We start from the raw sequence: 25,290 nt of genomic DNA on the forward strand, positions 1-25,290 counted from the left end.
CTCCCGGGAACGCATCGATGACGAGTCAAATCGTGCAATCAGCCTTGACCTGCATGCAAAGATCGCATGCAGCTCATAGGCCGACTCATTTGCTAGCGATGACTCATATGAGGATCAGCCAGCGGCTCGCTTTTCCAGGATCTCCAGCGCCGGCAGCTTCTTGCCTTCGAGCACTTCGAGGAAGGCGCCGCCGCCGGTGGAGATGTAGCTGACGTCCTTCTCGATGCCGTACTTTGCGATGGCCGCCAGCGTGTCGCCACCGCCGGCGATGCTGAAGGCGCCGGACGCGGCGATGGCGCGGGCGATCGCCTCGGTGCCATGGCCGAATGCATCGAACTCGAAGACGCCGACCGGGCCGTTCCACACCACGGTGCCGGCGGCCTTCAGCTGCTCGGCCAGCAGGGCTGCGGTCTTGGGGCCGATGTCGAGGATCAGGTCGTCTTCGGCCACTTGATCGGCGGCCTTCACCACCGCCTCGGCGTCAGCGGCAAACCTTTTCGCCGTGACGACGTCGACCGGAATCGGCACCGCCGCGCCGCGCGCCTTCATCGCCTCGATCACCGCCTTGGCCTCGCCGACGAGGTCGGCCTCGGCCAGCGACTTGCCGATGGACAGGCCCGCCGCCAGCATGAAGGTGTTGGCGATGCCGCCGCCGACGATCAGGCCATCGACCTTCTCGGACAGGGACTTCAGGATCGTCAGCTTGGTCGAGACCTTGGAGCCGGCCACGATCGCCACCAGCGGCCGCTTCGGCGCGGCCAGCGCCTTGGTGATCGCATCGATCTCTGCCGCCAGCAGCGGGCCGGCGCAGGCGATCTTGGCGAACTGGGCGATGCCGTAGGTCGTGCCCTCGGCCCGGTGGGCGGTGCCGAAGGCGTCGTTGACGTAGATGTCGCAGAGCTGCGCCATCTTGCGGGCCAGCTCCTCGCTGTTCTTCTTCTCGCCCTTGTTGACGCGGCAGTTCTCCAGCAGCACCAGGCTGCCGGGTGCCACGGTCACGCCGTCCACCCAGTTGGAGACGACCGGCACCTCGCGGCCCAGCAGTTCGCCCATGCGCTTGGCGACCGGCGCCAGCGAATCCTCGGGCTTGAATTCGCCCTCGGTCGGGCGGCCCAGGTGCGAGGTGACCATCACCGCGGCGCCAGCCTTCAGCGCCAGCTCGATGCAGGGGATCGAGGCGCGGATGCGCGTGTCCTCGGTGATGTTGCCGGCGTCGTCCTGCGGGACGTTCAGGTCGGCACGGATGAACACGCGGCGGCCGCTGGCCTGGCCGGCGGCGACGAGATCGGAGAAGCGCAAGACGTTCATGTTGCGGAGATTGGTAGTTGGAGGGGATCCTTGAATCCCCGCGAGCTTACCAACCCCGCCGAACGAGCCCTTATTGATCCAGCTTCTTGACGCGACCGCCGCCAACGACCGAGGTGCTGATCTCGGGCGAGCCTACGTAGGCCACATCGCCGGATCCGGCGATGGACACGTGCAGCGACTTGACGGCCTGCACCGAAGCGTCGCCGCTGCCGGCAATGCTGACCTTGACCTCGTCGGCGGCCAGCGCCTTGGTCTTCACGTCGCCAGAGCCGGCGATCGAGATCTTCAGGCTGTTGGTGCGGCCGGCCGCGGTGACGTCGCCGCTGCCCGACACGCTGAGGCCCAGCTTGTCGCTGCTCAGGTTGTCGAACACGATGTTGCCGGAGCCGGAGATGCTGGCGCTGACCTCGGCCGTCTTCATTGCACCGACCTTGACGTCGCCGGAGCCGGACAGCGCGATCGAGCGAAGCGTCGGCATGTCCAGCACCAGCTCGGGTGTGTTGCGGGTGCTGATGTTGAAGCCGTTCTTCGTAGACACCTCCAGGGTGCGGCCCTTGCTGCCTTCGACGACCTTGGTCTCGATGTAGGGCAGCAGGTTCTTGTCGATCTTCAGCTCGACGCGGTTGCTCGCGGCCTGGCGCACGATGATCTTGAAGTCACCGGCAGTGGAGACGCCGTCGAAGGCGCCCAGTTCGCGCACCTCGGTGCCCAGCTCGCCGGAGCCCTTGATGCGCTCGCCGCCGCCGAAGTTGATGGACCAGGCCTGCGCGCTACCGGCAGCGACCATTCCGGCGACGGCAACGAGGGCAAAAAGGCGGCGGTTCTTGTTCATGCAGGGCTCCTGTCGTGTGTTGGAGCCTCTATCTTGCCGCCGCCGAGGCAAGGCGCCGAGCCGCAAACGACAGACTGCGGGATTGGAGGCGCAGGTTGCGGGTCAGTGCCCCTTGGCCGCCGGCGCGGAATCGCCGTCGTCTGCATCCGCGGCCGGCGCGGAGGGCTTGATCGCCGACGGCCGCGGCACGACCGGGGCGATGCCCTCGATCTTGTTCTCGCGCATGTAGGCGTCCATCTCCTTCCAGCCGGCGAACACGGCCGCCTTCTGCGCCTTCGGGTTCAGGGTGTAGCAGTCCTCGATGGCGCGGTTGGCGTGCCGGCAGGCGCTGCCGATGGCCTTGCCATCGGCCTCCTTGGCGGCGGCGACCTTGGCCGGGTCCTCGATGCCCAGCTGGTCGCAGCCGGACAGCAGCGACACCAGCAGCAGGGACGACAGGGCGAGCGCGGACTTGGTCATCATCCTTGCAAGTATCGGCCCTTCGCCGCGAGGCTTTAGCGCCGGGCCATCGCCATCAGGCGCGCGATGCGCTCCTCGGTCGACGGATGCGTGCTGAACAGACCGCGCAGGCCGCCGCCGGACAGCGGATTCATGATCATCATCTGCGCCGTCTCGGGGTGGCGCTCGGCCGCCGCCATCGGGATGCCCTGGGCGTAGCGATGGATCTTGGCGAGCGCCGAGGCCAGCGCCTGCGGATCACCGGAGATCTCGGCGCCGCCACGGTCAGCCTCGAATTCGCGGGCACGGCTGATCGCCATCTGGATCAGGCCGGCGGCCATCGGTGCCAGCAGCGCGACCAGCAGGCCCGCCAGCGGATTGGCCGGGCGACCTTCGCTGTCACGGCCGCCGAAGAACATCGCGAAGTTCGCCAGCATCGAGATCGCGCCGGCCATCGTGGCGCTGATCGTGCTGATCAGGATGTCGCGATGGCGGACGTGGGCCAGCTCGTGCGCCATCACGCCGCCCAGCTCGGCAGGGCTCAGCGCGCGCAGGATGCCGGTCGTCGCCGCGACGGCGGCGTGCTCGGGGTTGCGGCCGGTGGCGAAGGCGTTGGGCGCGTCTTCCTGGATCAGGTAGACCTTGGGCATCGGCAGCTGGGCACGCTGTGCCAGCTCGCGCACGGTGGCGTAGAACTGAGGCGCCGAGCGCTCGTCCACCTCGCGGGCGTTGTACATCTTCAGCACCATGTCCGCGGAGAACCAGTAGCTGAAGAAGTTCATGCCGATCGCCACCACCAGCGCGATCATCATCCCCGCCTGGCCGCCGATCATGGCGCCGATCGCCATGAACAGCGCCGTGATGGCGGCCATCAGCACGGCGGTCTTGAGCAGGTTGAACATCGTCGTGTCTCCTTCCAGCCCTCAAGGTGGGACCGGCAGGAGCGAAATTCAAGCCAGGCGTTCGCCGCCGGCCAGGGGCCGCGCCTGCAGGAAGGCCGCAGCCGGCAGGCGCTTGCCGCCGGCTCGCTGCAACTCGGTGAGGCGCAGCGCGCCCTGGCCGCAGGCGACAAGCACGCCGGTTTCGCCGGCCGCCAGCACGGTGCCGGGGGCGCCGGAACCCTCGGCCAGCTCGGCGCGCCAGACCTTGATCGGCTCGCCGTCGAGCTGCGTCAGGCCGCCCGGGAAGGGGTCGAAGGCACGCAGGCGGCGCTCGATCTGGGCGGCGTCCTGAGTCCAGTCGATCTGCGCCTCGGCCTTCTCGATCTTGTGGGCGTAGGTGATGCCGTCGCCGGGCTGCGGCGTGGCCGGCAGCGGGCCTGCGTGCTGCAGGGCCTGGACGATCATCCGGCCGCCCAGCGCGGCGAGCTTGTCGTGCAAGGTGGCGGTGGTGTCGGCCGCCGCGATCGGCTGGCGCTCGATCAGCAGCATCGCGCCGGTGTCCAGGCCGGCATCCATCTGCATGATGGTGATGCCGGTCTCGGCGTCGCCCGCCTCGATCGCCCGGTGGATCGGCGCGGCGCCGCGCCAGCGCGGCAGCAGCGAGGCGTGGATATTCAGGCAGCCCTGGCACGGCAGGTCAAGCACCCACTGCGGCAGGATCAGACCGTAGGCGGCGACGACCACCACGTCGGCCTTGGCATCCAGCAGCGTCTGGCGCGCAGCGGCAGCGTCCTCGGGGAATTTCCCGTCCAGCCGCAGGCTGCGCGGCTGCGCGACCGGAATCCCCTGCACCTGGGCGAGCTGCTTCACCGGTGAGGCCTGCAGCTTCATGCCGCGGCCGGCCGGGCGGTCGGGCCGGGTCAGCACCAAGGGCACCGTGATGCCGGCATTCAGCATCGCGGCCAGGGCGGTGGCGGCGAATTCCGGCGTGCCGGCGAAGATGGCGCGGGTCATCGGCAGATCAGCGGCGCTGGTCTTCGCGGGCCTTCTTGACCATCTTGGTCTTGATGCGCTCGCGCTTCAGCGGGCTCAGGTACTCGACGAAGACCTTGCCCATCAGGTGGTCCATCTCGTGCTGGACGCAGACGGCCAGCAGGCCCTCGGCATCGAACTGATGCGGCTGGCCGTCGCGGCCCAGCGCACGCACGGTGACGCGGGTGTGGCGCGGCACCTTGTCGTAGATCTGGGGAACCGACAGGCAGCCTTCCTCGCCCTCGGTCATCTCCTCGCTCTGGGCGACCAGTTCGGGGTTGATCAGCACCAGCGGCGTGTCGCGCGCCTCGGAGGTATCCATCACGATCACGCGCTCATGCACGTCCACCTGCGTCGCCGCCAGACCCACGCCTTCGGCGGCATACATGGTTTCCAGCATGTCGTCGACCAGTTGGCGAATCCGCTCGTCGACTTCGGCCACCGGTTTGGCCACGGTGTGCAGTTTCGGATCGGGGTATTTGAGGATGTTCAGTTTCGACATGGACGGCGCGCTGTGGACTCGGCACAACGCCTGTTTGTAAGTGCTGGCAAGTGGACTGGGGCCCGGCCGCGATTCATTGCGACACCCAATGAATGGGGGCAGAATCGTCGCGGGCCAAGGGGGATATTTTATCGGCCCGGCCGTTCCGGGTCCGCCTATCCGGTAAATGTTGGCGCAAACACCAGGAATAGGTCCGCAAAACCCATCGGCCGGCCGCGCCGAGCGAATAAGAATCGATGGATAAAACCCAGGCCGCCGAGATGCGGGGAGAGTGCTTGATGCCGTTTTCTTTATTGCCTGCTACCAGTTCCAACAGTTTCAAGCCGGGCGTCGGCATCAGCCTTCCGATCTTGGGTCTGACACTGGGACTGGCAGCCGCCACCCTGCCGGCGCAGGCCGTCACCTATCCCGTCACCCCCGCGCAGCGCGCCACCGCCGAGCAGGTCGCCCAGGCCGGCGTGCCGCTGAGCGAGCTGGCCAGCGACGCGCCCGACTCCTACACGGTCAAGCCCGGCGACACGCTGTGGGACATTTCCAAGCTGTTCCTGAAGAGCCCCTGGCGCTGGCCCGAGCTGTGGGGCATGAACCGCGACGAGATCCGCAACCCGCACCTGATCTACCCGGGCCAGTTACTCGTGCTGATCAAGGTGGACGGCCGGGCGCGGCTGGCGCTGGGACGCGGCGTCGGCGATTCGGGCATGGCCACCATCAAGCTTTCGCCCCGTGTCCGCGAATCGGCCACCGACGCGAACGCGATCGCGGCGATCCCGACGCAGCTGATCGAACCCTTCCTGACCGACGCGGTCGTCTTCGACAGCGATGAACTGGCGCGCGCGCCGCGCATCGTCGCCACGCCCGAGGGCCACGTGCTGGTGACCCGCGGCGACATCGCCTATGCCCGCGGCGACCTCAGCCAGGCCACCGACTACCGCCTGTTCCGCAACGCGACGCCGCTGCGCGACCCCACCACGCACGAGATCCTCGGCTACGAGGCGCCGTATCTGGGCACCGCCGAGCTGATCCGGCCCGGCGGCACGCTCGACGCGGCCAACGGCAAGAGCGAGATCGTCCCGGCCACCCTGCAGATCCGCACGGTGAAGCAGGAAGTCGGCATTGGCGACCGGCTCTCGCCGGTGCCGCAGCGCTCGTTCACCAACTACGTGCCGCATGCGCCGTCCCAGCCGATCAACGGCCAGGTGATCTCGCTGTACGGCGACGCGGTGCGCGGCGGCCAGAACCAGGTCGTTTCGCTGAACAAGGGCAGCAAGGACGGTCTGGAGCGCGGCCATGTGCTGGCCCTCTGGCGCGACGGCCGCCGCGTCGTCGACAGCACCGGTGAGAAGGCGCAGGAGATCAAGCTGCCGGACGAGCGCACCGGTGTGCTGTTCGTCTTCCAGACCTACGCACGCGTGTCCTACGCGCTGATCATCTCCGTCACCGACGCCGTCTCGGCCGGCGACCGTTTCAGCGAGCCCTGAGGGGCTGAACCCGGCAGCCGCGATGGAACGCGCGGAACTGGCCGCCTGGCTGCGGCTCCTCGAAACGCCGGGCCTTGGCCGGGAGTCCACGCGGCGCCTGCTGGCCGCCGCCGGATCACCCGAAGCGGTGTTCGACGGCCCCCTCGCCCGCTGGCGGGACGTATTGCGAGCACCCTTGCTGGCCGCGCTGGAACAGCCGCCCGAGCATCTGGATGAACTGGTCGACAAGACCTCGGCCTGGCTGGCGGACAGCCCGCAGCGGCACATCCTCGCGCTCGGCGACGCCGATTACCCCGAACTGCTGCTGCAGACGTCCGACCCGCCGCTTCTGCTGTACCTGGAAGGCCGGCGCGAGTTACTGGGCGCGCCGATGCTGGCCATCGTCGGCAGCCGCAACCCGAGCGCCCAGGGCCGAGACAACGCCAAGGCCTTCGGACGGGCGCTGAGCCAGGCGGGCCTGACCATCGTCTCCGGCCTCGCACTGGGCGTGGACGGCGCCGCGCACGAAGGGGCGCTGGAGGGCGAGGCGTCGACGATCGGCGTCGTCGGCACCGGGCTCGACCAGGTCTACCCGCGCCGCCACCAAGCGCTGGCCCGCACCATCGCGGAACGCGGGCTGATGGTCAGCGAATACGCGCTGGGCATGCCGCCGCTGTCGCAGAACTTCCCGCTTCGCAATCGCATCATTGCCGGCATGGCACGCGGCTGTCTGGTCGTCGAGGCAGCGCTGCAGTCGGGTTCGCTGATCACCGCCCGGCTGGCCAGCGAGGCCGGCCGCGAGGTGTTCGCCATCCCCGGTTCGATCCACTCGCCGCAGAGCCGCGGCTGCCATGCGCTGCTGCGCCAGGGCGCCAAGCTGGTCGAGCGCACCGAGGACGTGCTGGAGGAACTGCCGGCCTCGCTGCGCCAGCGCTCACCCGCCGCGGCAGCGCCAGCGCCGGCCGAACCCGCCGTCGCGCCGGAAATGCAGCAGGTGCTCGCGCTGATGGGCTACGACCCGGTGTCGCTGGACGAACTGGTGAACCGCGGCGGCTGGCCCGCGGCCGAGCTGAGCGGCTGGCTGCTGGAGCTGGAAATGGCCGGATCGGTGGCCCGGCTGGCGGGGCAGCTGTTCCAGCGCCGCGCGCAGGCCTGAACGGGGAGTTTGAGGGTATTTCGTGAGGTCTTTCGCCCCCTGAGGCGGAAATTCGCTCGGGTATCATCGGCCCATGTTCGACGTGCTCGTGTATCTATACGAAACCTACTGGCGCCCTGATGCCTGCCCGGATCACGCCCAGTTGACGCGCAAATTGTCGGCAGTCGGCTTCGAGAGCGACGAAATCCAGGAGGCCTTGTCCTGGCTGGACGGCCTGGCCGGCGCTGCCGCCTCGCACCACGGCCAGCAGGGCGAACTCAGCCAGCGCGTCTACACGCGCGACGAGCAGGAGCACCTGGGCGAACCGTCGATCGGCTTCATCAGCTTCCTCGAGTCGGCCGCGGTGCTGCCGCCGCCGATGCGAGAGATGGTGATCGACCGCGCGATGGCCATCCCGGGCTCGCCGCTGGACCTCGAAGACCTGAAGATCATCGTGCTGATGGTGTTCTGGAGCCTCGGCGAGGAGCCGGATGCGCTGATCCTCGACGAACTCTTCGTCGCGCCGGAAGACCGGCTGATCCACTGAAACGCTGCTAGTTCAGCAGCCGGCTCGGATCCACGTCGAGCTTGGCGAGCGCCGTGCGCGTCGCCGTCACCGTCAGCGCCTCGTCCTGCGCCGGCAGCAGCAAGCCTGCCTGCAGGAAGGCTGCGACGCGGCCCAGCGGGAACAGCACGCCCCGGCCCTGCGGGGTGACGAACAGCGCGAACTGCCGGCGCATGCCGCGCCAGGCCAGCTGCACCGGCTCGTTGCGCTTGCGGTAGTCCAGCATGTACCAGCTGCCGATCTGCAGCTCGCGCGCCCATGCCTCCATCGCCGGCGTCGGCGCCGCGCCGCCTTCGGCGACGACTTCCAGACCGTCGGCCTCGTGGCCGGACAGGTCGCGGACGATCGATTCGTCGATCGACGTCTCGCCCGCGCCATCGGGCAGCAGTGCCTCCAGCGTCTGCAGCTGGTCCATCAGCTCGTCCAGGCGCTCGCGCGGGATCGCGGCGGTCTTGGCGGTGAAGGCGGCGGCCAGCGAGTTGTTCAGCGCGCGGATGTGCTCGTCCTGCTTCTCGGTGCTGAGGCCGGCGTGGCCCATGCCGTCGCGCAGCGTCTTCAGCAGCGGCGGCAGTCGGCGAATGACCTCGGCACGCTCCTCGCGCGAGACCTTGGCGCTGGCCGACCAGATCAGGTCGGCGGCGACCTTCTTCATCGTCTTCGTGTCCTCGGACTGCGCGCCGCTGCGCACCGCGGTGACGGCCAGCACGTCGGCCCAGACCTGGAACAGGAACTCGCGCACGCCGTCCTGCACCGGCACCTCGTTGAGCATCTTGCGCAGCTCGATCGTGTACTGGATCGCCAGCGTCTCGCGCTGCTCGACCTGCTGGGCCAGCGAGACGCCCTTCTTCGAGGCCTGGTTCTCGTTCTCGAAATAGTGCGAGAGGAATTTCTCGAACTCGGCCAGCACCGTCGCGAACACGCGCCGGCCGGTGTCCGGATAGGCCTCGACGACCTGGACGACGCGCTTGATCTCGCGCTCCAGCGGATCGCCGACACCACCCACCGGTGCGCCGCCGCTGCCGCTGAAGCCCATCACGCAGGCGCCCATCCGGTCGATCAACTGGCGCGCGGGGTGGTCGACGGCGGCGAAGAAATCGGGCTCGCTGATCGCCACGCGCAGCACCGGCATCTGCAGCCGCGCGAACCAGACGCGCAGCACGGCCGGGATGCGGTCGTCGGTCAGGATCGCCTGGAACATCATCGCGACGATCTCGATCGTCGCCCGCTCGGCCGGCGTGTCCGCCGCCTGCTTCAGCACCTGTTTGAAGGCCTGGCTGCGGGCCTTCAGCTCCTCGATCTGTGCCGGCATCGTTTCCGGCGACAACGCCTGCTGGCCCGCCGGCGGCACCGCCTGGCGCTGCAGCGATTCCTGCGCATGCCTGATCGCGGAGTTCAGCCGCGGCGAGGCGGCAATGGGCGCCATGGGCGGTGCCTCGGCCAGCGAGGGCAGCGGTGGAGCCACCGTACCGCGCGAAGTGCGCGAACCGTAGGTGGACGGGCGTGCCGCCGGCAGGTGGGTCACCTCAGTCGGCGCAAAGGCCGGCACCTGGCGGCCGAGGACGCGCTGCAGTTGCTGCAGGATCTCGTCGGCATGCTGGCGCGCCACGCTGCGCACCGCCGCCAGCGGCCCAGGAGGCGCCTCGGCCGCCCCCCTCGGTTGGGTGAAGGATTGCGGCGGCGGAGACGAGGTCGCGGGCGATGGAGGGACGGGCGGCACGTAAACCGGCGTACCCGCCGCCTGCGGCGAGCGGCGGATGAAGGGTCGCAGGTCCACCTCGGGCAGCACGTCCTGGGCGATCAGCCAGCGGTTGGCCTCGTGATAGGCCTCACTGATCAGCTGGGCAAATTCCTCGTGCAGCTCGACCTGCAGCATCTGCCAGACCGAGGCGTCCAGCGTCGCGCGCTGCCAGGCATCGAGCACCAGGCGCGTGATCACCTGGGCGCGCATCAGGTCCTGCGGGGGCAGGTCGTCCTGGTCCTCCAGGGTCTGCATGCGCGTGCGCAGGTCGGTGAACTCCCAGGTCGCGCGATCCATCATCGACAGGGTCAGCCGCGAACCGGTGATCTCGCGCTCGATGGTGTCGTCGTCGACCAGGGTCATCCTGCCGGTGGAGACCGGGTCGCCGATGGTGATGCCGGGCGGACGCGTCGGATCCGGCACGCCGCGTTCGGCGGCCTGGCGAAGCATGTACACCAGGCCTTGCGCCCAGCGCAGGCCGTGGCGTTTCCAGGATTGCGCGCCATCGCGGCGCGCCACCATCACCGCATACTCGGCCGGCTTCAGCAGCAGCTGGTCGACCGTGTTGTTGAGCGTGGAATTCAGCGGCCCCATGCCCCGCACCAAGGCCTCGACATAGACGCGCCGCGCCTGTGTGGCCAGGGCCTTCTTGCGGGCGTCAGTCATGGAGGACGAGGAATGGGCAGGGTTGTGAGAGTTGAATCGACTCTACACCACCGCCCCGGCATTCGGATCGTCCGGATCTTCCTTGTTGATCGGTTGCTTGATCAGGTCTTCGCGCTTCACGCCCAGCCACATCGCGATGGCCGCCGCAACGAACACCGAGGAGTAGATGCCGAAGCAGATGCCGATCGTCAGCGCCACCGCGAAGTAGTGCAGGGTCTCGCCGCCGAACAGCAGCATCGACACCACCACCAGCTGCGTGCAGCCGTGGGTGATGATCGTGCGGCTGATCGTGCTGGTGATCGCGTGGTCGATCACCTCGTGCGTGTTCATCTTGCGGAACTTGCGGAAGGCCTCGCGCACCCGGTCGAAGATCACGACCGATTCGTTGACCGAGTAGCCCAGCACCGCCAAGATCGCCGCCAGCACGGTGAGCGAGAACTCCCACTGGAAAAAGGCGAAGAAGCCCAGGATGATGACGACGTCGTGCAGGTTGGCGATCACGCCGGCGACGGCGAACTTCCACTCGAAGCGGATCGCCAGGTAGATCACGATGCCGATCACGGTCGCCAGCAGCGCCTTGGCCGCGTCGACCGCCAGCTCGGAGCCGACCGACGCGCCGACCACCTCGCTGCGCGACAGCTCGACGGCCTCGGCGCCGGCCGCGTTCGTGCAGATCTCCTTGCTGACCGCCTCACCCTTCGGCGTGACGATCTGCTTGGTGCTGACCGTGCCGGACTCGGACTTGCAGATGCCCTCGAAAGCCAGGGGCACCTGTTCGGTCTGCTTGATGTCCTTGCGCAGCGGCAGTCGGATCATCACATCGCGCGAGGTGCCGAAGTTCTGCACCTGCACGTCGGTGTATCCCATCGATTCGACGGTCTTGCGCGTCTTCTCGATGTCGGCCGACTGCGGGTAGGCAATCTCCATCACCGTGCCGCCGGTGAACTCGATCGAGAAGTGCAGGCCGCGCGTCGCCAGGAAGAACACCGCGGCGGCAAAGGTGATGAACGAGATCGCGTTGAGCACCAACGCGTACTTCATGAACGGGAGATCCCGTCGGATGCGGAACAGTTCCATTGTCTTTATGCCTTCTTCGCTGCTTCGCCCGCGTCAGGCGTGGGTTTCCAGACCTGGCCGATCGACACCGACTTGAGCTTTTTCTGCCGGCCGTACCAGAGGTTGGCCAGCGCACGCGAGAACACGACCGAGCTGAACATCGAGGTCAGGATGCCCAGGCAGTGCACGACCGCGAAGCCCTTCACCGGGCCGGAGCCGAAGGCCAGCAGCGCGACGCCGGCGATCAGCGTGGTCACGTTGGAGTCCAGGATGGTCGCGAACGCGCGCTCGTAGCCGAGGTTGATCGCCGCCTGCGGCGAGGCGCCCCCGCGCAGTTCCTCGCGGATGCGCTCGTTGATCAGCACGTTGGCGTCGATGGCCATGCCCAGCACCAGCGCGATGGCCGCGATACCCGGCAGGCTCAGCGTGGCCTGCAGCATCGACAGCACCGCCACCAGCAGCAGCAGGTTGAAGCCCAGCGCCAGCGCGGAGAAGGCGCCGAACAGCATGTAGTACAGGCACATGAACGCGGCCACGGCGACGAAGCCGCCGATCACGCTGTGCACACCCTTGTCGATGTTCTCCTTGCCGAGGCTCGGACCGACGGTGCGTTCCTCGATGATCTCCATCGGCGCGGCCAGCGAGCCGGCGCGCAGCAGCAGCGCCGTGTCGGCCGATTCCTGCGCAGTCATCGCGCCGGAGATCTGGAAGTTGTTGCTGATCTCGCTGCGGATCACCGGCGCGGTGACGACCTCGCCCTTGCCCTTTTCGAACAGGATGATCGCCAGGCGCTTGCCGACGTTGTCGCGCGAGGTGTCCTTCATCAGCCGCGCGCCCTTGGCGTCGAGCTTCAGGTGCACCGCCGGCTGGTGGTTCTCGTCGAAGCCGGGCTGCGCGTCCTCGAGGTTGTCACCGGTGATGACGACCTGGCGCTTGACGATGATCGGGCCGTGGCCGCGGTCCATGTAGCGCTCGGTGCCGAAGGGCACCGGGCCGGAGCCGGACAGCGCGGCCTGGGCCTCGGCGCTGTCGTCCACCATGCGCAGTTCCAGCGTCGCCGTGCGGCCGATGATGTCCTTGGCCTTGGCCGTGTCCTGCACGCCGGGCAACTGCACGACGATGCGGTCCGCGCCCTGCTGCTGGATCACCGGCTCGGCCACGCCCAGCTCGTTGACGCGGTTGTGCAGGGTCTGGATGTTCTGCTTCAGCGCCACGTCCTGGACGTTCTTCATCGCCGCCGGGCTCAGCGAGCCGACCAGGCCGCCGTCGGCCGACGGGGCCCAGGTTTCCTCGGGCAGGCCGTTCTTCAGCACGTCCAGCGCCTGGTCGCGGATCGCCGGCTCGCGGAAGGCGATGACGACGTTGTTGCCATCGCGGCTGATGCCGGCGTGGCGGACGTTCTTGTCGCGCAGCAAGGTGCGCACGTCGCCGACCAGCGAATCGGCCTTCTTCGTGATCGCGGCCTTCATGTCGACCTGCATCAGGAAGTAGACGCCGCCGCGCAGGTCCAGGCCCAGGTACATCGGGAAGGCATGCAGCGCCGACAGCCACTGCGGCGAGCGCGACAGCAGGTTCAGCGCAACGATGAAGGACGGATCGGCCGGATCGGGATTCAGCGCGGCGCTGATCGCGTCCTTGGCCTTGATCTGCGTGTCGGTGTCGCCGAAGCGCGCCTTGATCGACGTGCCGTCGAGCTGCACGTAGTCGGGCGTCAGCTTGGCCGCGGCCAGCGCCGACTCGACGCGCTTCTGCAGGTCGCCGTCGACCTTGACGACGACCTTCGCGCTCGAGATCTGCACGGCCGGCGCTTCACCGAAGAAATTCGGCAAGGTATAGATCAGGCCGACCAGCATCGCGACGACGAGGATCGCGTACTTCCACAGCGGGTAACGATTCATGGATGCTTCCTCATGGGCCCCGAGGGCCCGGCCGCGGCGCCGAACGGGCCGCGGTGGCCGGGCGGCCCGAGGACCGTCCGGCTGCTGACGCTGTTACTTGACGGTGCCCTTGGGCAGCACCTGGACGATGGCCGAGCGCTGCACCTGCAGCTCCACGCCCGACGCGACTTCCAGCGACAGGATCGTTTCGTTGACCTTGGTGATCTTGCCCAGCAGGCCGCCGGAGGTGACGACCTCGTCGCCCTTGCCGATCGCCTCGATCATGGCCTTGTGTTCCTTCTGGCGCTTCATCTGCGGCCGGATCATCACGAAATACAGCACGACGAACATCAGCACCAGCGGCAACATCTGGCCGAACTGGCCGAACATCGACTCCGCGCCGCCGGCGGCGCCCGCGGTCTGGGCGAAAGCAGAAGAGATAAACACGTCGAATTCCTCGAAGGGTAGGCGCGCGCCCAGGCGGCTGCCTGTGCGCGGTTGAACGGCGGATTGTAGCCAGCGGGTATGGCAGGCCCGTGCGCACATGCAGGCCGGCTTCCGGGGTTCAAGCCAGGGTCAACCCTTGTCGGCGCCATCTTGTTCGAATATGCTGTAAATATATTTACAGCATATGAGGATCGACATGCCCGCCCTTCCCTCGACAAGCGCCCTGCCACGCTGGACCGGCATCTTCCCGGCCGTCACCACCAAGTTCACCGCCGACGAGGCGCTGGACATCCCGGCCATGGAGCGCCACTACGAGTTCCTGATCCAGGGCGGCATCGACGGCATCGTCACCGGCGGCTCGCTGGGCGAGGCCAGCACCCTGTCGCTGGAGGAGAAGTTGGAAGTGGCCAAGACCGCGCTGCGCGTCTCGGCCGGCCGGGTGCCGGTGCTGGCCAACGTCAGCGAGACCCGCACCGCCAATGCCATCCGCTACGTCGAGGCGGCCCGCGAGCTGGGCGTGCAGGGCCTGATGCTGATGCCCTCGGTGCTCTACCCGGCGGACACGCGCGAGGCGGTCGCCAACGTCCGCACGATCGCCGCGGCGGCGCAGCTGCCGATCATGATCTACAACAACCCGGTGGCCTACAAGGTCGACCTGACCCCGGCCGACTTCCTCGACCTGGCCGACTGCGAATGGCTGGTCGCGATCAAGGAATCCACCGACAACATCCGCCGCCTGACCGACCTGCGCAACACCGTCGGCCACCGCTACCAGCTCTTCATCGGCGTGGACGACCTGAGCTTCGAGGGCCTGGCCCTGGGCTGCGACGGCCTGCTGGCCGGCCTGTGCACGGCCTTCCCCGCCGAGACGGTGGCTCTCTACAAGCTGATGCGGGCCAAGCGCTGGGACGAGGCGCTGAAGCTCTACCAATGGTTCACGCCGCTGCTGCACCTGGATGTGTCGACCAAGCTGGTGCAGAACATCAAGCTCGCCGAGACGATGGTCGGCATTGGCAACGAGAACGTGCGCCGCCCGCGCCTGCCGCTGGCCGGCGAGGAGCGCGCCCGCGTGCAGGCCATCATCCAGAAGGGCATCGACACCCGGCCGGACCTGCATGGCCTCTTCTGAACGGGTTGCCGACCAGGCCTACGACGCCGTCGAGGCGCTAATCGCCACGCTGGCGCTGAAGCCCGGCGCGCCGATCGTCGAATCCGAGCTGGTCGAACGCACGGGCCTGGGCCGCACGCCGCTGCGCGAGGCGCTGATGCGACTCGTGGCCAACGGCCTGATCGTGCAGCAGCCGCGCCGCGGGTTGCGGGTCAGCGACATCCAGTTGGCCGAGCACCTGGATCTGCTGGAAGCCCGTCGCGTGCTGGAGCGGCTGATCGCCGCCAGCGCCGCCCGCCGCGCGACGCCGCCGCAGCGCGAGCAGTTGCTCGCCTGCGCCCAGGCGATGAACGAGGCCGCCGCCCGCGGCGACCTCGACGCCTACATGAGCGCCGACCAGGCGCTGGACCACGTGGCGCACGCCGCCTGCCGCAACGCCGCGGCGGTGGCGGCGGTGATCCCGATGGTGATCCAATGCCGGCGCTTCTGGGTCGCCTACCAGCATCACGGTGACATCGCCGAAGGCGCGCGCCGCCATGAGGCCGTCGCCCAGGCCATCGCCGCCGGCAAGGCGGAAGAAGCTGCCGCGGCCAGCGAGGCGCTGATGGACTATCTGCGACAGTTCGCCCAGGACGTCATCGCATGAACACCTCAACTCCCACACGCATCATCGATTCCCACACCGGCGGCGAACCCACGCGGGTGATCGTTTCCGGCGGCCCCGATCTCGGCCGCGGCAGCATGGCCGAACGCCTCGCCGTGTTCAAGGAGCAGCACGACGCCTGGCGCAGCGCCGTCGTCAACGAGCCGCGCGGCTCGGACGTGATCGTCGGCGCGCTGCTGTGCGAGCCGGTCGAGACCGGCAGCGTGGCCGGCGTAATCTTCTTCAACAACGTCGGCTTCCTCGGCATGTGCGGCCACGGCACGATCGGCCTGGTCGCCACCTTGGCGTACCTGGGCCGCATCGGCGTGGGCGAACACCGGATCGAGACGCCGGTCGGCACCGTCACCGCCACCTTGCACGAAGACGGCAAGGTCAGCGTCGCCAACGTGCCGGCCTGGCGCGAGCAGGCAAAGGTGCCGGTCACCGTCGACGGCCGCACCGTCCATGGCGACGTCGCCTGGGGCGGCAACTGGTTCTTCCTCTGCGCCGACCACGGCATCCCGCTGGACCTGGCCCACCAGGACGAGCTGCTGGCCTTCAGCTGGGCGCTGCGCCAGCAATTGCCGGCCCACATCGATCACATCGAGCTGACCGGCCCGGCCGCCGATCCCGCCAACAGCGGACGCAACTATGTGCTGTGCCCCGGCAAGGCCTACGACCGCAGCCCCTGCGGCACCGGCACCAGCGCCAAGCTGGCCTGCCTGGCGGCCGACGGCAAGCTGGCGCCAGGCGAGGCCTGGCGGCAGGAAAGCGTGATCGGCAGCGTGTTCGAGGCCAGCTACCGCCCGGGTGAGCAGCAGGGCCAGGTCTTGCCGACGATCACCGGCCGCGCCTTCGTGAACCTCGACGCGACGCTGGTCTTCCAGGCCGGCGATCCCTTCGCCTGGGGCATCCGCGCTTGAAACGCCAGAGCCGCACCGCGGACGTGCTGATCGTCGGTGCCGGCATCGTCGGTGCGGCCTGCGCACGCGAGTTCGCGCGGCAGGGCCTGTCGGTCGCCGTCGTCGAGAGCGGTGCGATCGGTGGCGGCGCCACGGCAGCGGCGATGGGCCACCTGCTGGTCGTCGACGACGCGGAGTTCGAACTGAGCCGCAGGTCTTGCGAGCTGTGGGACGAATGGCTGGCCGAATCGCCCGGGAACACGGCAGCCGCCGAGCACCAGCGCTGCGGCACGATCTGGATCGCGGCGGACGAGGAGGAGCTGGCCGAGGCCCGCCGCAAGAACGCCTGGTACGCCGAGCGCGGCATCGCCTGCGAACTGCTGGACACCGCAGGGCTCGCCCGCCTGGAGCCGCAGTTGCGCCCGGGCCTGGCCGGTGGCCTGCGCGTGCCGTCCGATGCGCGGGTCTTTCCGCCGAAGGCCGCGGCTCGCTGGCTGCAGGAGGCGCGGGCCCAGATCATCCACGGCGAGGTCGTCGCGCTGGACGGCCACACGCTGACCCTGGCCGACGGCCGCCAGCTCTGGGGCGCGCTGGTCGTCGTCTGCGCGGGCCTGGCCAGCCAGCGCTGGCTGCCGCACGGCTGGCTGCGGCCGAAGAAGGGCCAGCTCGCGATCACGCAGCGCGGGCGGGACGTGCGCATCCAGCATGAGCTGGTCGACCTCGGCTACCTGAAGAAGGCCCACCTCGCCGATGAAGACTCGGTCGCCTTCAACCTGCAGCCGCGGCCCGGCGGGCAGATCCTGATCGGCTCCTCGCGCCAGCCCGGGCGCAGCGACGCCGCGATCGATCACGAGCTGCTCAGCCGCATGCTGGCCGAAGCCTGCGCGATGCTGCCCGCGCTGGCCGATGCCTCGCTGCTGCGTTGCTGGACCGGCCTGCGGCCGACCAGCCGCGACGGCCTGCCGCTGATCGGCGCTCATCCGGCCCTCAAGCGTGTGTGGCTCGCCTGCGGCCACGAAGGCATGGGCATCACCACCTCGCTGGCGACGGCCGAGCTGCTGGTCGACCTCAGCCTCGGCCGTGAGCCGCGCATCGCCGCCAGCCCCTTCTCGCCCGAACGCTTGGTCGCCGCATGATGAAGCTGAACATCGACGGCCAGACCCACGAGATCCCCGCCGGCTGCAGCGTCGCGGCGGCGCTGGCGCATGCGGGCCTTGTTCACACGCGCAGCTCCGAAACGGGCCAGCCGCGCGCCGCCTTCTGCGGCATGGGCCAGTGCCAGGAATGCCGCGTGCGGATCGACGGCATCGCCGACCGCCTGGCCTGCATGACGCCGGCCGCCGAAGGCATGGTGGTGCTCACGCGATGACGACGCATTCAACCGACGTGATCGTCATCGGCGGCGGCCCCGCCGGCATCGCCGCGGTCTGCCGCCTGCTGGCGAGCGGGCAACGCGTGACCTGGGTCGACCAGGCGGCCCGGCCCGGTGGACAGATCTGGCGCGCCAGCCTGCCGCCGGCTTGGCAGCCGCGACTGGATGCCGCCAGCGGCAGCGCCGCGCTGACGCATCTGCCCGGCCATGCGGTGATCGCCGTCGAGAGCGGAACGACCTTGCTGCTGCAGGACCAGCTGGACCCGCGCCGGCCCGCCCTGCGCGTCCAGGCACCGCGGCTGCTGTTGGCGCTGGGTGCGCGCGAACGCTTCTTGCCCTTCCCGGGTTGGACCCTGCCGGGCGTGCACGGCGCGGGCGGCTTGCAGGCGCTGGTCAAGAACGGCTGGCCGGTGGCGGGCAAGCGCGTCGTGCTGGCCGGCTCGGGGCCGCTGCTGCTGGCCGCCGCCGACACCGCACGCGCCGCCGGCGCGAAGGTGCTGCTGATCGCCGAACAGGCCTCGCGCGCGGCCCTGAGTCGCTTCGCGCTGGGCCTGCCGGCGGCCAAGCTGGCGCAGGCCGCGGCGCTGCGCTGGCGACTGCGCGGCACGGCCTATCGCCCCGACTGCCGGGTGACGCAGGCCTTCGGTGACGGTCGCCTCGAAGCGCTGCAACTCGACGATGGCCGCCGTATCGACTGCGACATGCTGGGCATCGGCTTCGGCCTGCAGCCCAACACGGGCCTGGCATCGGCGCTGGGTTGCCGCATCGACAACACGACCGGCGCGATCGCCATCGATGCGCAGCAGCGCACGTCGCAGCCCGCCGTGTGGGCTGCCGGCGAGTGCTGCGGCGTCGGTGGCGTGGACAAGGCGCTGGCCGAGGGCGAAATCGCCGCGCTGCAGATCCTCGGCGAGGGGACACCGGCGCCGCTGCGCCGCCGGCACGAACGAGCGCTGGCCTTTGCGGCACGGCTGTCCGGCACCTTCACGCTGCGGCCGGAACTGCTGCGCCCGCCCGAGGCGGGCGACACGATCGTCTGCCGCTGCGAAGACGTCACCATCGGCGCGCTGCGGGCCCAGCCCTCATGGCGCGATGCCAAGCTGCAGACCCGCTGCGGCATGGGCGCCTGCCAGGGCCGCATCTGCAAGCCCATCGTGCGCGACCTGTTCGGCTGGCACGACGAGAGCCCGCCGCGCGAGCCGCTTCAGCCCGCGCCGCTGCGCGCGTTCATCGCCCGCGATTGATTGACCGGTACCGGCGCATCGACGATGCTGGCCGGATGCTCCGTCGCCTACTCGTCCTGCTGACCCTCGCCTTGTCCGTTCTCCCGATCGCCGCCGCCGAGCCGCCGCTGCGCATCGGTTCCAAGCGATTCACCGAGTCCTACATCCTCGCCGAGGTTCTCGCGCAGACGGCACGCCAGGCCGGGGCGCAGGCGGAGGTGAAGCCGGGGCTGGGCAACACCGCCATCGTCTATGCCGCGCTGCGCGCCGGCAGCATCGATCTCTATCCCGAGTACCTCGGCACGATCGACCGCGAGATCCTCGGCAACGACAAGCCCTCCAGCCCCGCAGCCATGCGTGCGCAGCTGGAGAAGCTCGGCCTCGGCATGGACCTGCCGCTGGGCTTCAACGACGGCTATGCGCTGGCGATGCGTGCCGATGTGGCCAAGCGCCTGGGCATCGCCAAGCTCTCCGACCTGGCCGCCCATCCGACGCTGAAGCTGGGCCTCAGCAACGAGTTCATCGGCCGCGCCGACGGCTGGCCGGGTCTGGCGCGCCGCTACGCACTGCCGCAGCAGCCCACCGGCCTGGACCACGGCCTGGCCTACGACGCGCTGGCGGCCGGCCAGGTCGACGCGATCGACATCTACACGACCGACGCGAAGATCGCGCAGTTGGGCCTCGTTGCGCTGCAGGACGAGCACGCCTACTTTCCGCGCTATGACGCGGTGGTGCTGTACCGGCTCGACGTGCCGCAGCGCTTCCCCGTCGCCTGGGCCGCGCTGCAGAAGCTCAAGGACAGCATCGACGAGCGCAGCATGGTGGCGATGAATGCGCAGGCCGAACTGAAGGGCATCGGCTTCGAACAGATCGCGCGTGAACACCTGTCCGGCGCGGCCTCCGGCACCGCGGCGCCGGGTGGCTTGTGGGCTCGCATCACCGGACCCGACCTGGCGCGCCTCACCTGGCAACACCTCGGGCTGGTGCTGGCCTCGGTAGCGGCCGCCGTGCTGATCGGCGTGCCGCTGGCGGTGCTGGTCGCCCCGCATGCCGGTGCGCGAGCCTTCACGCTCGGCGTCGCCGGTCTGATGCAGACGGTGCCCTCGATTGCGCTGCTGGCAATGCTGATCTCCGCCACCGACCGCATCGGCGCCGTGCCGGCACTGCTGGCGCTCACGCTCTACTCGCTGCTGCCGATCATGCGCAACTGCTGCACGGGCCTGGCCGAAGTGCCACAGGGCCTGAAGCAGGCCGGCACCGCGCTGGGCCTCACCGGCTTGCAGCGGCTGCGCCACATCGAGCTGCCGCTGGCGATGCCGACCTTGGTCGCCGGCATCCGCACGGCCACCAGCATTGCCGTGGGCACCGCGACGATCGCCGCCTTCATCGGCGCCGGCGGCTATGGCGAGCGAATCGTCACCGGCCTGGCGCTGAACGACCGCACGCTGATGCTGGCCGGCGCCCTGCCCGCCGCTGCGCTGGCCCTGCTGTTCGAGGCGCTGTTCGGCCTCGCTGCGCTTGTCAGGCCACGCGCAGCAGGGCCGTCGCGATGACCACCTGCGCGCCGAAGCCGACGGTGAAGGCCAAGGTCGGCACCCAGGGGATCGCGAACACGCAGCCGATCGCGTGCACGAGGCGGGCCCAGAAGTAGATCTCGCAGGCCGCCACCACCTGCGGGCCGCCGACGCCGGCGAACTGCGCCACCAGCACCAGCGTGGCGAAGACCACCAGGTTCTCCACGCCGTTCAGGTGGGCACGCATCAGGCGCTGCGCCCAGGCCGCCTGAGGCTTCGGATCGGTCGGGTAACCGGATGCGTCGAGCATGCCGCGCGCCTTCAGCCGGTCGATCACGTAGGGCATCCACATGACGCCGGTCAGGCAGGTCACCCAGGTGAGGTAGCTCAGCTCTGCTTTCATGGCCATGATCTCCGTTGCTAGAGAGTTAGCCCGGTTGATTTGAAGACCTGCCCGCCTCTTTGCATCTCATCGCAAACCCGCTTGTCGATTTGCGGGCGGCCCGTTCGTCGTCCCAATGCGATGCAAGATTCGTTTCACGTTTCCAGAAGGAGATCCGCGATGAAGTTCATGATCCTCGTCAAAGCCACCGCCGACAGCGAAGCCGGCGTGATGCCCAGCACCGAACTGCTGGCAGCGATGGGCGCCTACAACGAAGAGCTGGTGAAGGCCGGCATCATGCAGTCCGGCGAAGGCCTGCAGCCCAGCAGCAAGGGCGCGCGCGTGCGCTTCTCCGGCAAGGAGCGGACCGTCGTCGACGGCCCCTTCGCCGAGACCAAGGAACTGGTGGCCGGCTTCTGGATGTGGACTGTCAAGTCCCGCGAAGAGGCGATCGAGTGGGTCAAGCGTTGCCCGAACCCGATGCCGGGCGACAGCGAGATCGAGATCCGCCAGGTCTTCGAGGCCGAGGACTTCGGCGCCGAGTTCACGCCCGAGCTGCGCGAGCAGGAGGAAAGGCTGCGTGCCCAGCTCCAGGCTGTGGCGCCGGTACCGCCGGTGCCATCTGTGCGTGGAGCCCTGCCCTACCTGACGATCCGCGATGCCAATGCAGCCATCGAGTTCTACCGAAAAGTCTTCGGCGCCGAACTCGTGCTGAGGCTCGATGATCCGCAAGGCAAGCCGATGCATGCGGAGCTGAAGGTCGGGCCCGCGCATTTCATGCTGACCGAAGAGCGGCCGCAGTTCGGTGCCCTCAGCCCGCTGGCCGTCGGCGGTACGTCGTCCAGCACCACGCTCTACTTCCCGGACGTCGACCCGATCTTCGCCGCCGCGCTGGCCGCCGGAGCCAAGCAGGGCATGCCGCTGATGGACCAGTTCTGGGGCGACCGCAGCGGCAGCATCACCGACCCGTTCGGCCACCAGTGGATGCTGTCCACGCACAAGGAAGACCCGACACCCGAGCAACTGCACGAACGGCTGCAGAAGATGATGGCCTCTATGCCGAAGCCGTGAGGAACTGCCCCCGGGCCGCCTCGGTGATCGCCACGACCGCCGGGTGCGTGATGCGCCGCTCGACCGAGATCGCGTAGAACTCCTCGACCAGTTCGGTCGTGCGGCCCAGCACCTGGACGCCGAACTGCTGGCAGGTCTCGGCCTCCAGCACCGTCGGCGCCATGAACACGCCGCTGCCCTCGCGGCCGAAGGCGGTCAGCAGGGCCGCGTCGTCGAACTCGCCGACGAAGCGCGGATGCACGCCCTTGTCCGCCAGCCAGAGGTCCAGGCGCTGGCGCATCGCGGAAGCCGCGCCCTGCATCAGCATCGGCGCGCCGTCCAGGCACTTCGGGAAGCGGCCCGACAGCCCCGCCTCGATCAGCTTCGGCGCGGCGAAGAAGCTCATCGCCGTGCGCCCCAGCGGATGGCTGAAGGCCTTGACGCTGAGCTTGCGGGCCATCGGCTCGTCGGCGATCAGCAGGTCCAGCCGGTGCACCGAGAGCTGGGCCAGCAGATCCTGCATCTTGCCTTCGTGGCAGATCAGCCGCACCGGCTCCTCGATCGATTGCGCCGGCTCCAGCAGCCGGTAGGCGATCGACTTGGGCACCTGGTCGGCGATGCCGACGCGCAGGTCCAGCACGGCCGGCCCGCTGCGCGAACGGCCGATCGCGGCCTCCAGCTCGGCGCCCAGCGAAAAGATCTGCTCGGCATAGCCCAGCGCCACGCGGCCGTCGTCGGTCAGCTCCAGCCGCCGGCCGGCCTTGCGGAACAGCGCGCAGCCCAGCCGGTCCTCCAGCAGCTTGATCTGCGTGGACAAGGTCTGCGGCGTCGTGTGCAGCTGCTCAGCAGCGCGCATCACGCCGCCGGCCTTGGCGGTGGCCCAGAAATAACGAAGGTGGTTGAAATTCATACTTCTGTTTTCTCTGAGTTTTTGTTCCGAAATAGAGAATTTACGCGAAGTATCGAAGTCACTAAATTCCGAGGCTATGGAATTCCTTCTCGACCCCAACCTCTGGATCGCCTTCGCGATGCTGACCAGCCTGGAAATCGTCCTGGGCGTGGACAACATCATCTTCATCTCGATCCTGGTGAGCCGCCTGCCCGCGGCGCAGCGCGACCTCGCGCGCCGGCTGGGCCTGGGCTTCGCGATGCTGACCCGCCTGCTGCTGCTGTTCTCGCTGAGCTGGGTGATGGGCCTGACGGCCGACCTGTTCCACTTCGCCGGCTTTGGGCTCAGCGGGCGTGACCTGGTGCTGCTGCTGGGCGGCCTGTTCCTGCTCTACAAGGCCACGCACGAGATCTATACCGAAGTGGAGGCGCCCGGCGCCCACGGCGAGGCCGACGGTTCCGTGGCGAAGAAGGCCGGCGCGGCCATGCTGTCCACCATCGCGCAGATCGCGGTGATCGACATCGTGTTCTCGCTCGACTCGGTGATCACCGCCGTCGGCATGGTCGACCACCTGGGCGTGATGGTGGCAGCCGTGATCGCCGCCGTCGCCGTGATGCTGTTCGCCGCCAAGCCGATCGGCGATTTCGTTGACCGCCACCCGTCCGTGAAGGTGCTGGCGCTGGCCTTCCTGGTGATGGTCGGCATGGCGCTGACGGCCGAGGCCTTCGACGTCCACATTCCCAAGGGCTATCTGTATGCCGCGATGGCCTTCTCGTTGGGTGTCGAGGCACTCAACATCCGCGCCCGCGGCAAGCGCAACCTTTCCCTGCAACCGAAGGAGTCGTGAAATCATGAACTCGAACATCCAGAACTACTACGGCTACGTGGAGGCCGATTCGGCCACCCGCAACCGCACGCTGCGCAACACCTACTGGCTGCTGGCGCTTTCGATGATCCCGACGGTGCTCGGCGCCGGCATCGGCGTGGCCACAGGCTTCGCCCAGATGATGTCGCCGATGGTCAGCCTGGTCGTCTTCATGGCCGGCGCCTTCGGCTTCATGTTCGCGATCGAGAAGACGAAGAACTCGGCCGCCGGCGTGCCGGTGCTGCTGGCCTTCACCTTCTTCATGGGCCTGATGCTGTCGCGCCTGGTCGGCATGGTGCTGGGCCTGTCGAACGGCGCCTCGCTGATCATGACGGCCTTCGCCGGCACCGGCGCGATCTTCCTGGGCATGGCCTCGCTGTCGTCCATCATCAAGCGCGACATCAGCACGATGGGCAAGTGGCTGTTCATCGGCGCGATCATGCTGATGGTGGCCGGCATCGCCAACGTGTTCCTGCAGTCGAGCGCGCTGATGATCACGCTGTCGGTGATGGCCATCGGCATCTTCTCGGCCTTCATCCTGCACGACCTCAAGCGCGTGCAGGACGGCTACGAGACGAACTACATCACCGCCACGCTGGGCGTCTACCTGAGCCTGTACAACGTGTTCCAGTCGCTGCTGAGCCTGCTGGGCATCTTCGGCGGCTCGCGCGACGAGTAAAGCTCAGGCGGCCTTCTTCCCCAGGTAGGTCTCGATCACTCGAGGGTCCTTCGCCAGCTCGGCGGCAGGACCCTCGAGTCCTATTTCGCCGGTCTCGAGCACGTAGCCGTAGTCGGCCACTTCCAGCGCCGCGCGGGCGTTCTGCTCGATCAGCAGGATCGACACGCCCTGGTCGCGCAGGGTCGAGACGATGCGGAAGATCTCCTTGACGATCAGTGGGGCCAGGCCGAGGCTGGGTTCGTCGAGCATCAGCAGCTTCGGCTGCGCCATCAGCGCGCGGCCCACGGCCAGCATCTGCCGCTCACCGCCGGAGAGCGTGCCCGACAGCTGCTCGCGCCGCTCCTTGAGCCGCGGGAACAGCGTGTAGACCTTCTCCAGGCCCTCGCGCCAGTCGCGCCGGCCGAGCTTCATCGGCCGGAAGCCGCCCAGCACCAGGTTGTCCTCCACGCTCATCGTGGTGAACAGCTCGCGCTTCTCGGGCACCAGGGCCATGCCGCGCATCACCCGTTCCTCCAGGCCCAGCGTGGACACGTCCTCGCCGGCCAGCAAGACCTGGCCCTTGCTCGGCAGCACACCCATCAGCGCATTCAGCGTCGTGCTCTTGCCGGCACCGTTGGGGCCGATGACGGTGACGACGCTGCCTTCGGGCAGGCGCAGGTTCAGGCCAGTCAGCACCTCGGCGCGGCCGTAGCCGGCGTGCAGGTTGGAGACTTTCAGCAGGTCCGACAT

26 protein-coding genes and 2 pseudogenes are annotated in these 25,290 nt (G+C 68.6%); 14 read left to right on the top strand and 14 right to left on the bottom strand.

Features of this window, described 5'->3' with window-relative positions; genetic code table 11:
* Positions 1-114: 114 nt before the first annotated feature.
* From SNE35_RS03690 to SNE35_RS03720, 7 genes are all read right to left on the bottom strand, one after another.
* On the bottom strand, positions 115-1,308 hold the full coding sequence (locus SNE35_RS03690; protein WP_320421489.1) for a phosphoglycerate kinase: 1,194 nt from the start codon (positions 1,306-1,308) through the stop codon (positions 115-117).
* A 70-nt stretch (positions 1,309-1,378) separates the two neighbouring features.
* A complete protein-coding gene (locus tag SNE35_RS03695) occupies positions 1,379-2,140 on the bottom strand; it encodes a head GIN domain-containing protein (RefSeq protein ID WP_320421490.1) in 762 nt (253 codons plus the stop codon).
* Positions 2,141-2,242: 102 nt separating this feature from the next.
* Entirely contained in the window at positions 2,243-2,602 is a 360-nt protein-coding gene (locus SNE35_RS03700; protein WP_320421491.1) for a hypothetical protein, read from the bottom strand.
* A gap of 32 nt (positions 2,603-2,634) precedes the next feature.
* The gene (gene htpX, locus SNE35_RS03705; RefSeq protein WP_320421492.1) at positions 2,635-3,480 is read right to left on the bottom strand and encodes a zinc metalloprotease HtpX; all 846 of its coding nucleotides are present in this window, start codon (positions 3,478-3,480) and stop codon (positions 2,635-2,637) included.
* Between the two features lie 48 nt (positions 3,481-3,528).
* On the bottom strand, positions 3,529-4,473 hold the full coding sequence (gene fmt, locus SNE35_RS03710) for a methionyl-tRNA formyltransferase (RefSeq protein ID WP_320421493.1): 945 nt from the start codon (positions 4,471-4,473) through the stop codon (positions 3,529-3,531).
* A gap of 7 nt (positions 4,474-4,480) precedes the next feature.
* Entirely contained in the window at positions 4,481-4,993 is a 513-nt protein-coding gene (def, locus tag SNE35_RS03715; RefSeq protein ID WP_320421494.1) for a peptide deformylase, read from the bottom strand.
* A 73-nt stretch (positions 4,994-5,066) separates the two neighbouring features.
* Positions 5,067-5,330 carry a hypothetical protein gene (locus tag SNE35_RS03720; RefSeq protein ID WP_320421495.1) on the bottom strand — a complete coding sequence of 88 codons (264 nt, stop codon included), beginning with the start codon at positions 5,328-5,330 and terminating at the stop codon, positions 5,067-5,069.
* On the opposite strand from SNE35_RS03720, the gene SNE35_RS03725 reads away from it, so the two are divergent.
* From SNE35_RS03725 to SNE35_RS03735, 3 genes are all read left to right on the top strand, one after another.
* The gene (locus SNE35_RS03725) at positions 5,272-6,471 is read left to right on the top strand and encodes a LysM peptidoglycan-binding domain-containing protein (RefSeq protein ID WP_431312703.1); all 1,200 of its coding nucleotides are present in this window, start codon (positions 5,272-5,274) and stop codon (positions 6,469-6,471) included. The two genes, SNE35_RS03720 and SNE35_RS03725, sit on opposite strands and share 59 nt — an antisense overlap.
* A gap of 22 nt (positions 6,472-6,493) precedes the next feature.
* Positions 6,494-7,606, top strand: coding sequence for a DNA-processing protein DprA (dprA, locus tag SNE35_RS03730; RefSeq protein WP_320421497.1), 1,113 nt, complete (start codon positions 6,494-6,496; stop codon positions 7,604-7,606).
* Positions 7,607-7,679: 73 nt separating this feature from the next.
* Positions 7,680-8,132 (top strand): Smg family protein, encoded by a 453-nt coding sequence (locus SNE35_RS03735; protein WP_320421498.1) that lies wholly within the window; start codon positions 7,680-7,682, stop codon positions 8,130-8,132.
* A gap of 7 nt (positions 8,133-8,139) precedes the next feature.
* Here SNE35_RS03735 and SNE35_RS03740 read toward each other — a convergent pair whose 3' ends face one another.
* From SNE35_RS03740 to yajC, 4 genes are all read right to left on the bottom strand, one after another.
* Positions 8,140-10,554, bottom strand: a complete 2,415-nt coding sequence (locus tag SNE35_RS03740) for a DUF1631 family protein (protein WP_320421499.1) — start codon at positions 10,552-10,554, stop codon at positions 8,140-8,142.
* A gap of 42 nt (positions 10,555-10,596) precedes the next feature.
* Positions 10,597-11,631 (bottom strand): protein translocase subunit SecF, encoded by a 1,035-nt coding sequence (gene secF / locus SNE35_RS03745; protein ID WP_320421500.1) that lies wholly within the window; start codon positions 11,629-11,631, stop codon positions 10,597-10,599.
* A 5-nt stretch (positions 11,632-11,636) separates the two neighbouring features.
* Positions 11,637-13,508: a protein translocase subunit SecD gene (gene secD / locus SNE35_RS03750; protein WP_320421501.1), complete on the bottom strand. Its 1,872-nt coding sequence runs from the start codon at positions 13,506-13,508 to the stop codon at positions 11,637-11,639.
* Positions 13,509-13,601: 93 nt separating this feature from the next.
* A complete protein-coding gene (yajC, locus tag SNE35_RS03755) occupies positions 13,602-13,934 on the bottom strand; it encodes a preprotein translocase subunit YajC (protein ID WP_320421502.1) in 333 nt (110 codons plus the stop codon).
* A 196-nt stretch (positions 13,935-14,130) separates the two neighbouring features.
* Between yajC and SNE35_RS03760 the strand changes: the two genes are divergently transcribed.
* From SNE35_RS03760 to SNE35_RS03790, 7 genes are read left to right on the top strand one after another with little or no spacing between them, the layout of a single operon-like run.
* Complete coding sequence (locus tag SNE35_RS03760; protein WP_320421503.1) at positions 14,131-15,063, top strand: dihydrodipicolinate synthase family protein; 933 nt, start codon at positions 14,131-14,133, stop codon at positions 15,061-15,063.
* Positions 15,050-15,688 carry a GntR family transcriptional regulator gene (locus SNE35_RS03765; protein WP_320421504.1) on the top strand — a complete coding sequence of 213 codons (639 nt, stop codon included), beginning with the start codon at positions 15,050-15,052 and terminating at the stop codon, positions 15,686-15,688. The genes SNE35_RS03760 and SNE35_RS03765 overlap by 14 nt, the downstream gene beginning before the upstream one ends.
* The gene (locus SNE35_RS03770; RefSeq protein WP_320421505.1) at positions 15,685-16,608 is read left to right on the top strand and encodes a proline racemase family protein; all 924 of its coding nucleotides are present in this window, start codon (positions 15,685-15,687) and stop codon (positions 16,606-16,608) included. The genes SNE35_RS03765 and SNE35_RS03770 overlap by 4 nt, the downstream gene beginning before the upstream one ends.
* A complete protein-coding gene (locus SNE35_RS03775) occupies positions 16,605-17,723 on the top strand; it encodes an NAD(P)/FAD-dependent oxidoreductase (protein ID WP_320421506.1) in 1,119 nt (372 codons plus the stop codon). The genes SNE35_RS03770 and SNE35_RS03775 overlap by 4 nt, the downstream gene beginning before the upstream one ends.
* A complete protein-coding gene (locus SNE35_RS03780) occupies positions 17,720-17,956 on the top strand; it encodes a (2Fe-2S)-binding protein (protein WP_320421507.1) in 237 nt (78 codons plus the stop codon). Before SNE35_RS03775 ends, SNE35_RS03780 begins: the two co-directional genes overlap by 4 nt.
* Positions 17,953-19,203 (top strand): FAD-dependent oxidoreductase, encoded by a 1,251-nt coding sequence (locus SNE35_RS03785; RefSeq protein ID WP_320421508.1) that lies wholly within the window; start codon positions 17,953-17,955, stop codon positions 19,201-19,203. Before SNE35_RS03780 ends, SNE35_RS03785 begins: the two co-directional genes overlap by 4 nt.
* Before the next feature lie 35 nt (positions 19,204-19,238).
* On the top strand, positions 19,239-20,735 hold the full coding sequence (locus tag SNE35_RS03790) for a glycine betaine ABC transporter substrate-binding protein (protein ID WP_320421509.1): 1,497 nt from the start codon (positions 19,239-19,241) through the stop codon (positions 20,733-20,735).
* Here the strand turns inward: SNE35_RS03790 and SNE35_RS03795 are convergent.
* Positions 20,704-21,099 (bottom strand): MAPEG family protein, encoded by a 396-nt coding sequence (locus SNE35_RS03795; RefSeq protein ID WP_320421510.1) that lies wholly within the window; start codon positions 21,097-21,099, stop codon positions 20,704-20,706. The two genes, SNE35_RS03790 and SNE35_RS03795, sit on opposite strands and share 32 nt — an antisense overlap.
* Before the next feature lie 159 nt (positions 21,100-21,258).
* On the opposite strand from SNE35_RS03795, the pseudogene SNE35_RS03800 reads away from it, so the two are divergent.
* Both SNE35_RS03800 and SNE35_RS03805 read left to right on the top strand, forming a co-directional pair.
* Positions 21,259-21,672: pseudogene (locus SNE35_RS03800) on the top strand (YciI family protein); the annotation flags it as partial.
* Positions 21,673-21,735: 63 nt separating this feature from the next.
* A pseudogene (locus tag SNE35_RS03805) lies at positions 21,736-22,149 on the top strand (VOC family protein); the annotation flags it as partial.
* Here SNE35_RS03805 and nhaR read toward each other — a convergent pair.
* Complete coding sequence (gene nhaR / locus SNE35_RS03810; RefSeq protein WP_320421511.1) at positions 22,133-23,038, bottom strand: transcriptional activator NhaR; 906 nt, start codon at positions 23,036-23,038, stop codon at positions 22,133-22,135. The pseudogene SNE35_RS03805 and the gene nhaR sit on opposite strands and share 17 nt — an antisense overlap.
* Positions 23,039-23,114: 76 nt before the next feature.
* On the opposite strand from nhaR, the gene SNE35_RS03815 reads away from it, so the two are divergent.
* Positions 23,115-23,864: a TerC family protein gene (locus tag SNE35_RS03815; RefSeq protein ID WP_320421512.1), complete on the top strand. Its 750-nt coding sequence runs from the start codon at positions 23,115-23,117 to the stop codon at positions 23,862-23,864.
* A 4-nt stretch (positions 23,865-23,868) separates the two neighbouring features.
* The gene (locus SNE35_RS03820) at positions 23,869-24,561 is read left to right on the top strand and encodes a Bax inhibitor-1/YccA family protein (RefSeq protein ID WP_320421513.1); all 693 of its coding nucleotides are present in this window, start codon (positions 23,869-23,871) and stop codon (positions 24,559-24,561) included.
* Between the two features lie 3 nt (positions 24,562-24,564).
* Here the strand turns inward: SNE35_RS03820 and SNE35_RS03825 are convergent, their stop codons facing one another.
* On the bottom strand, positions 24,565-25,290 hold the full coding sequence (locus tag SNE35_RS03825; RefSeq protein ID WP_320421514.1) for an ABC transporter ATP-binding protein: 726 nt from the start codon (positions 25,288-25,290) through the stop codon (positions 24,565-24,567).

Source organism: Roseateles agri, from assembly GCF_034043675.1.
Lineage (GTDB): Bacteria > Pseudomonadota > Gammaproteobacteria > Burkholderiales > Burkholderiaceae_C > KK5.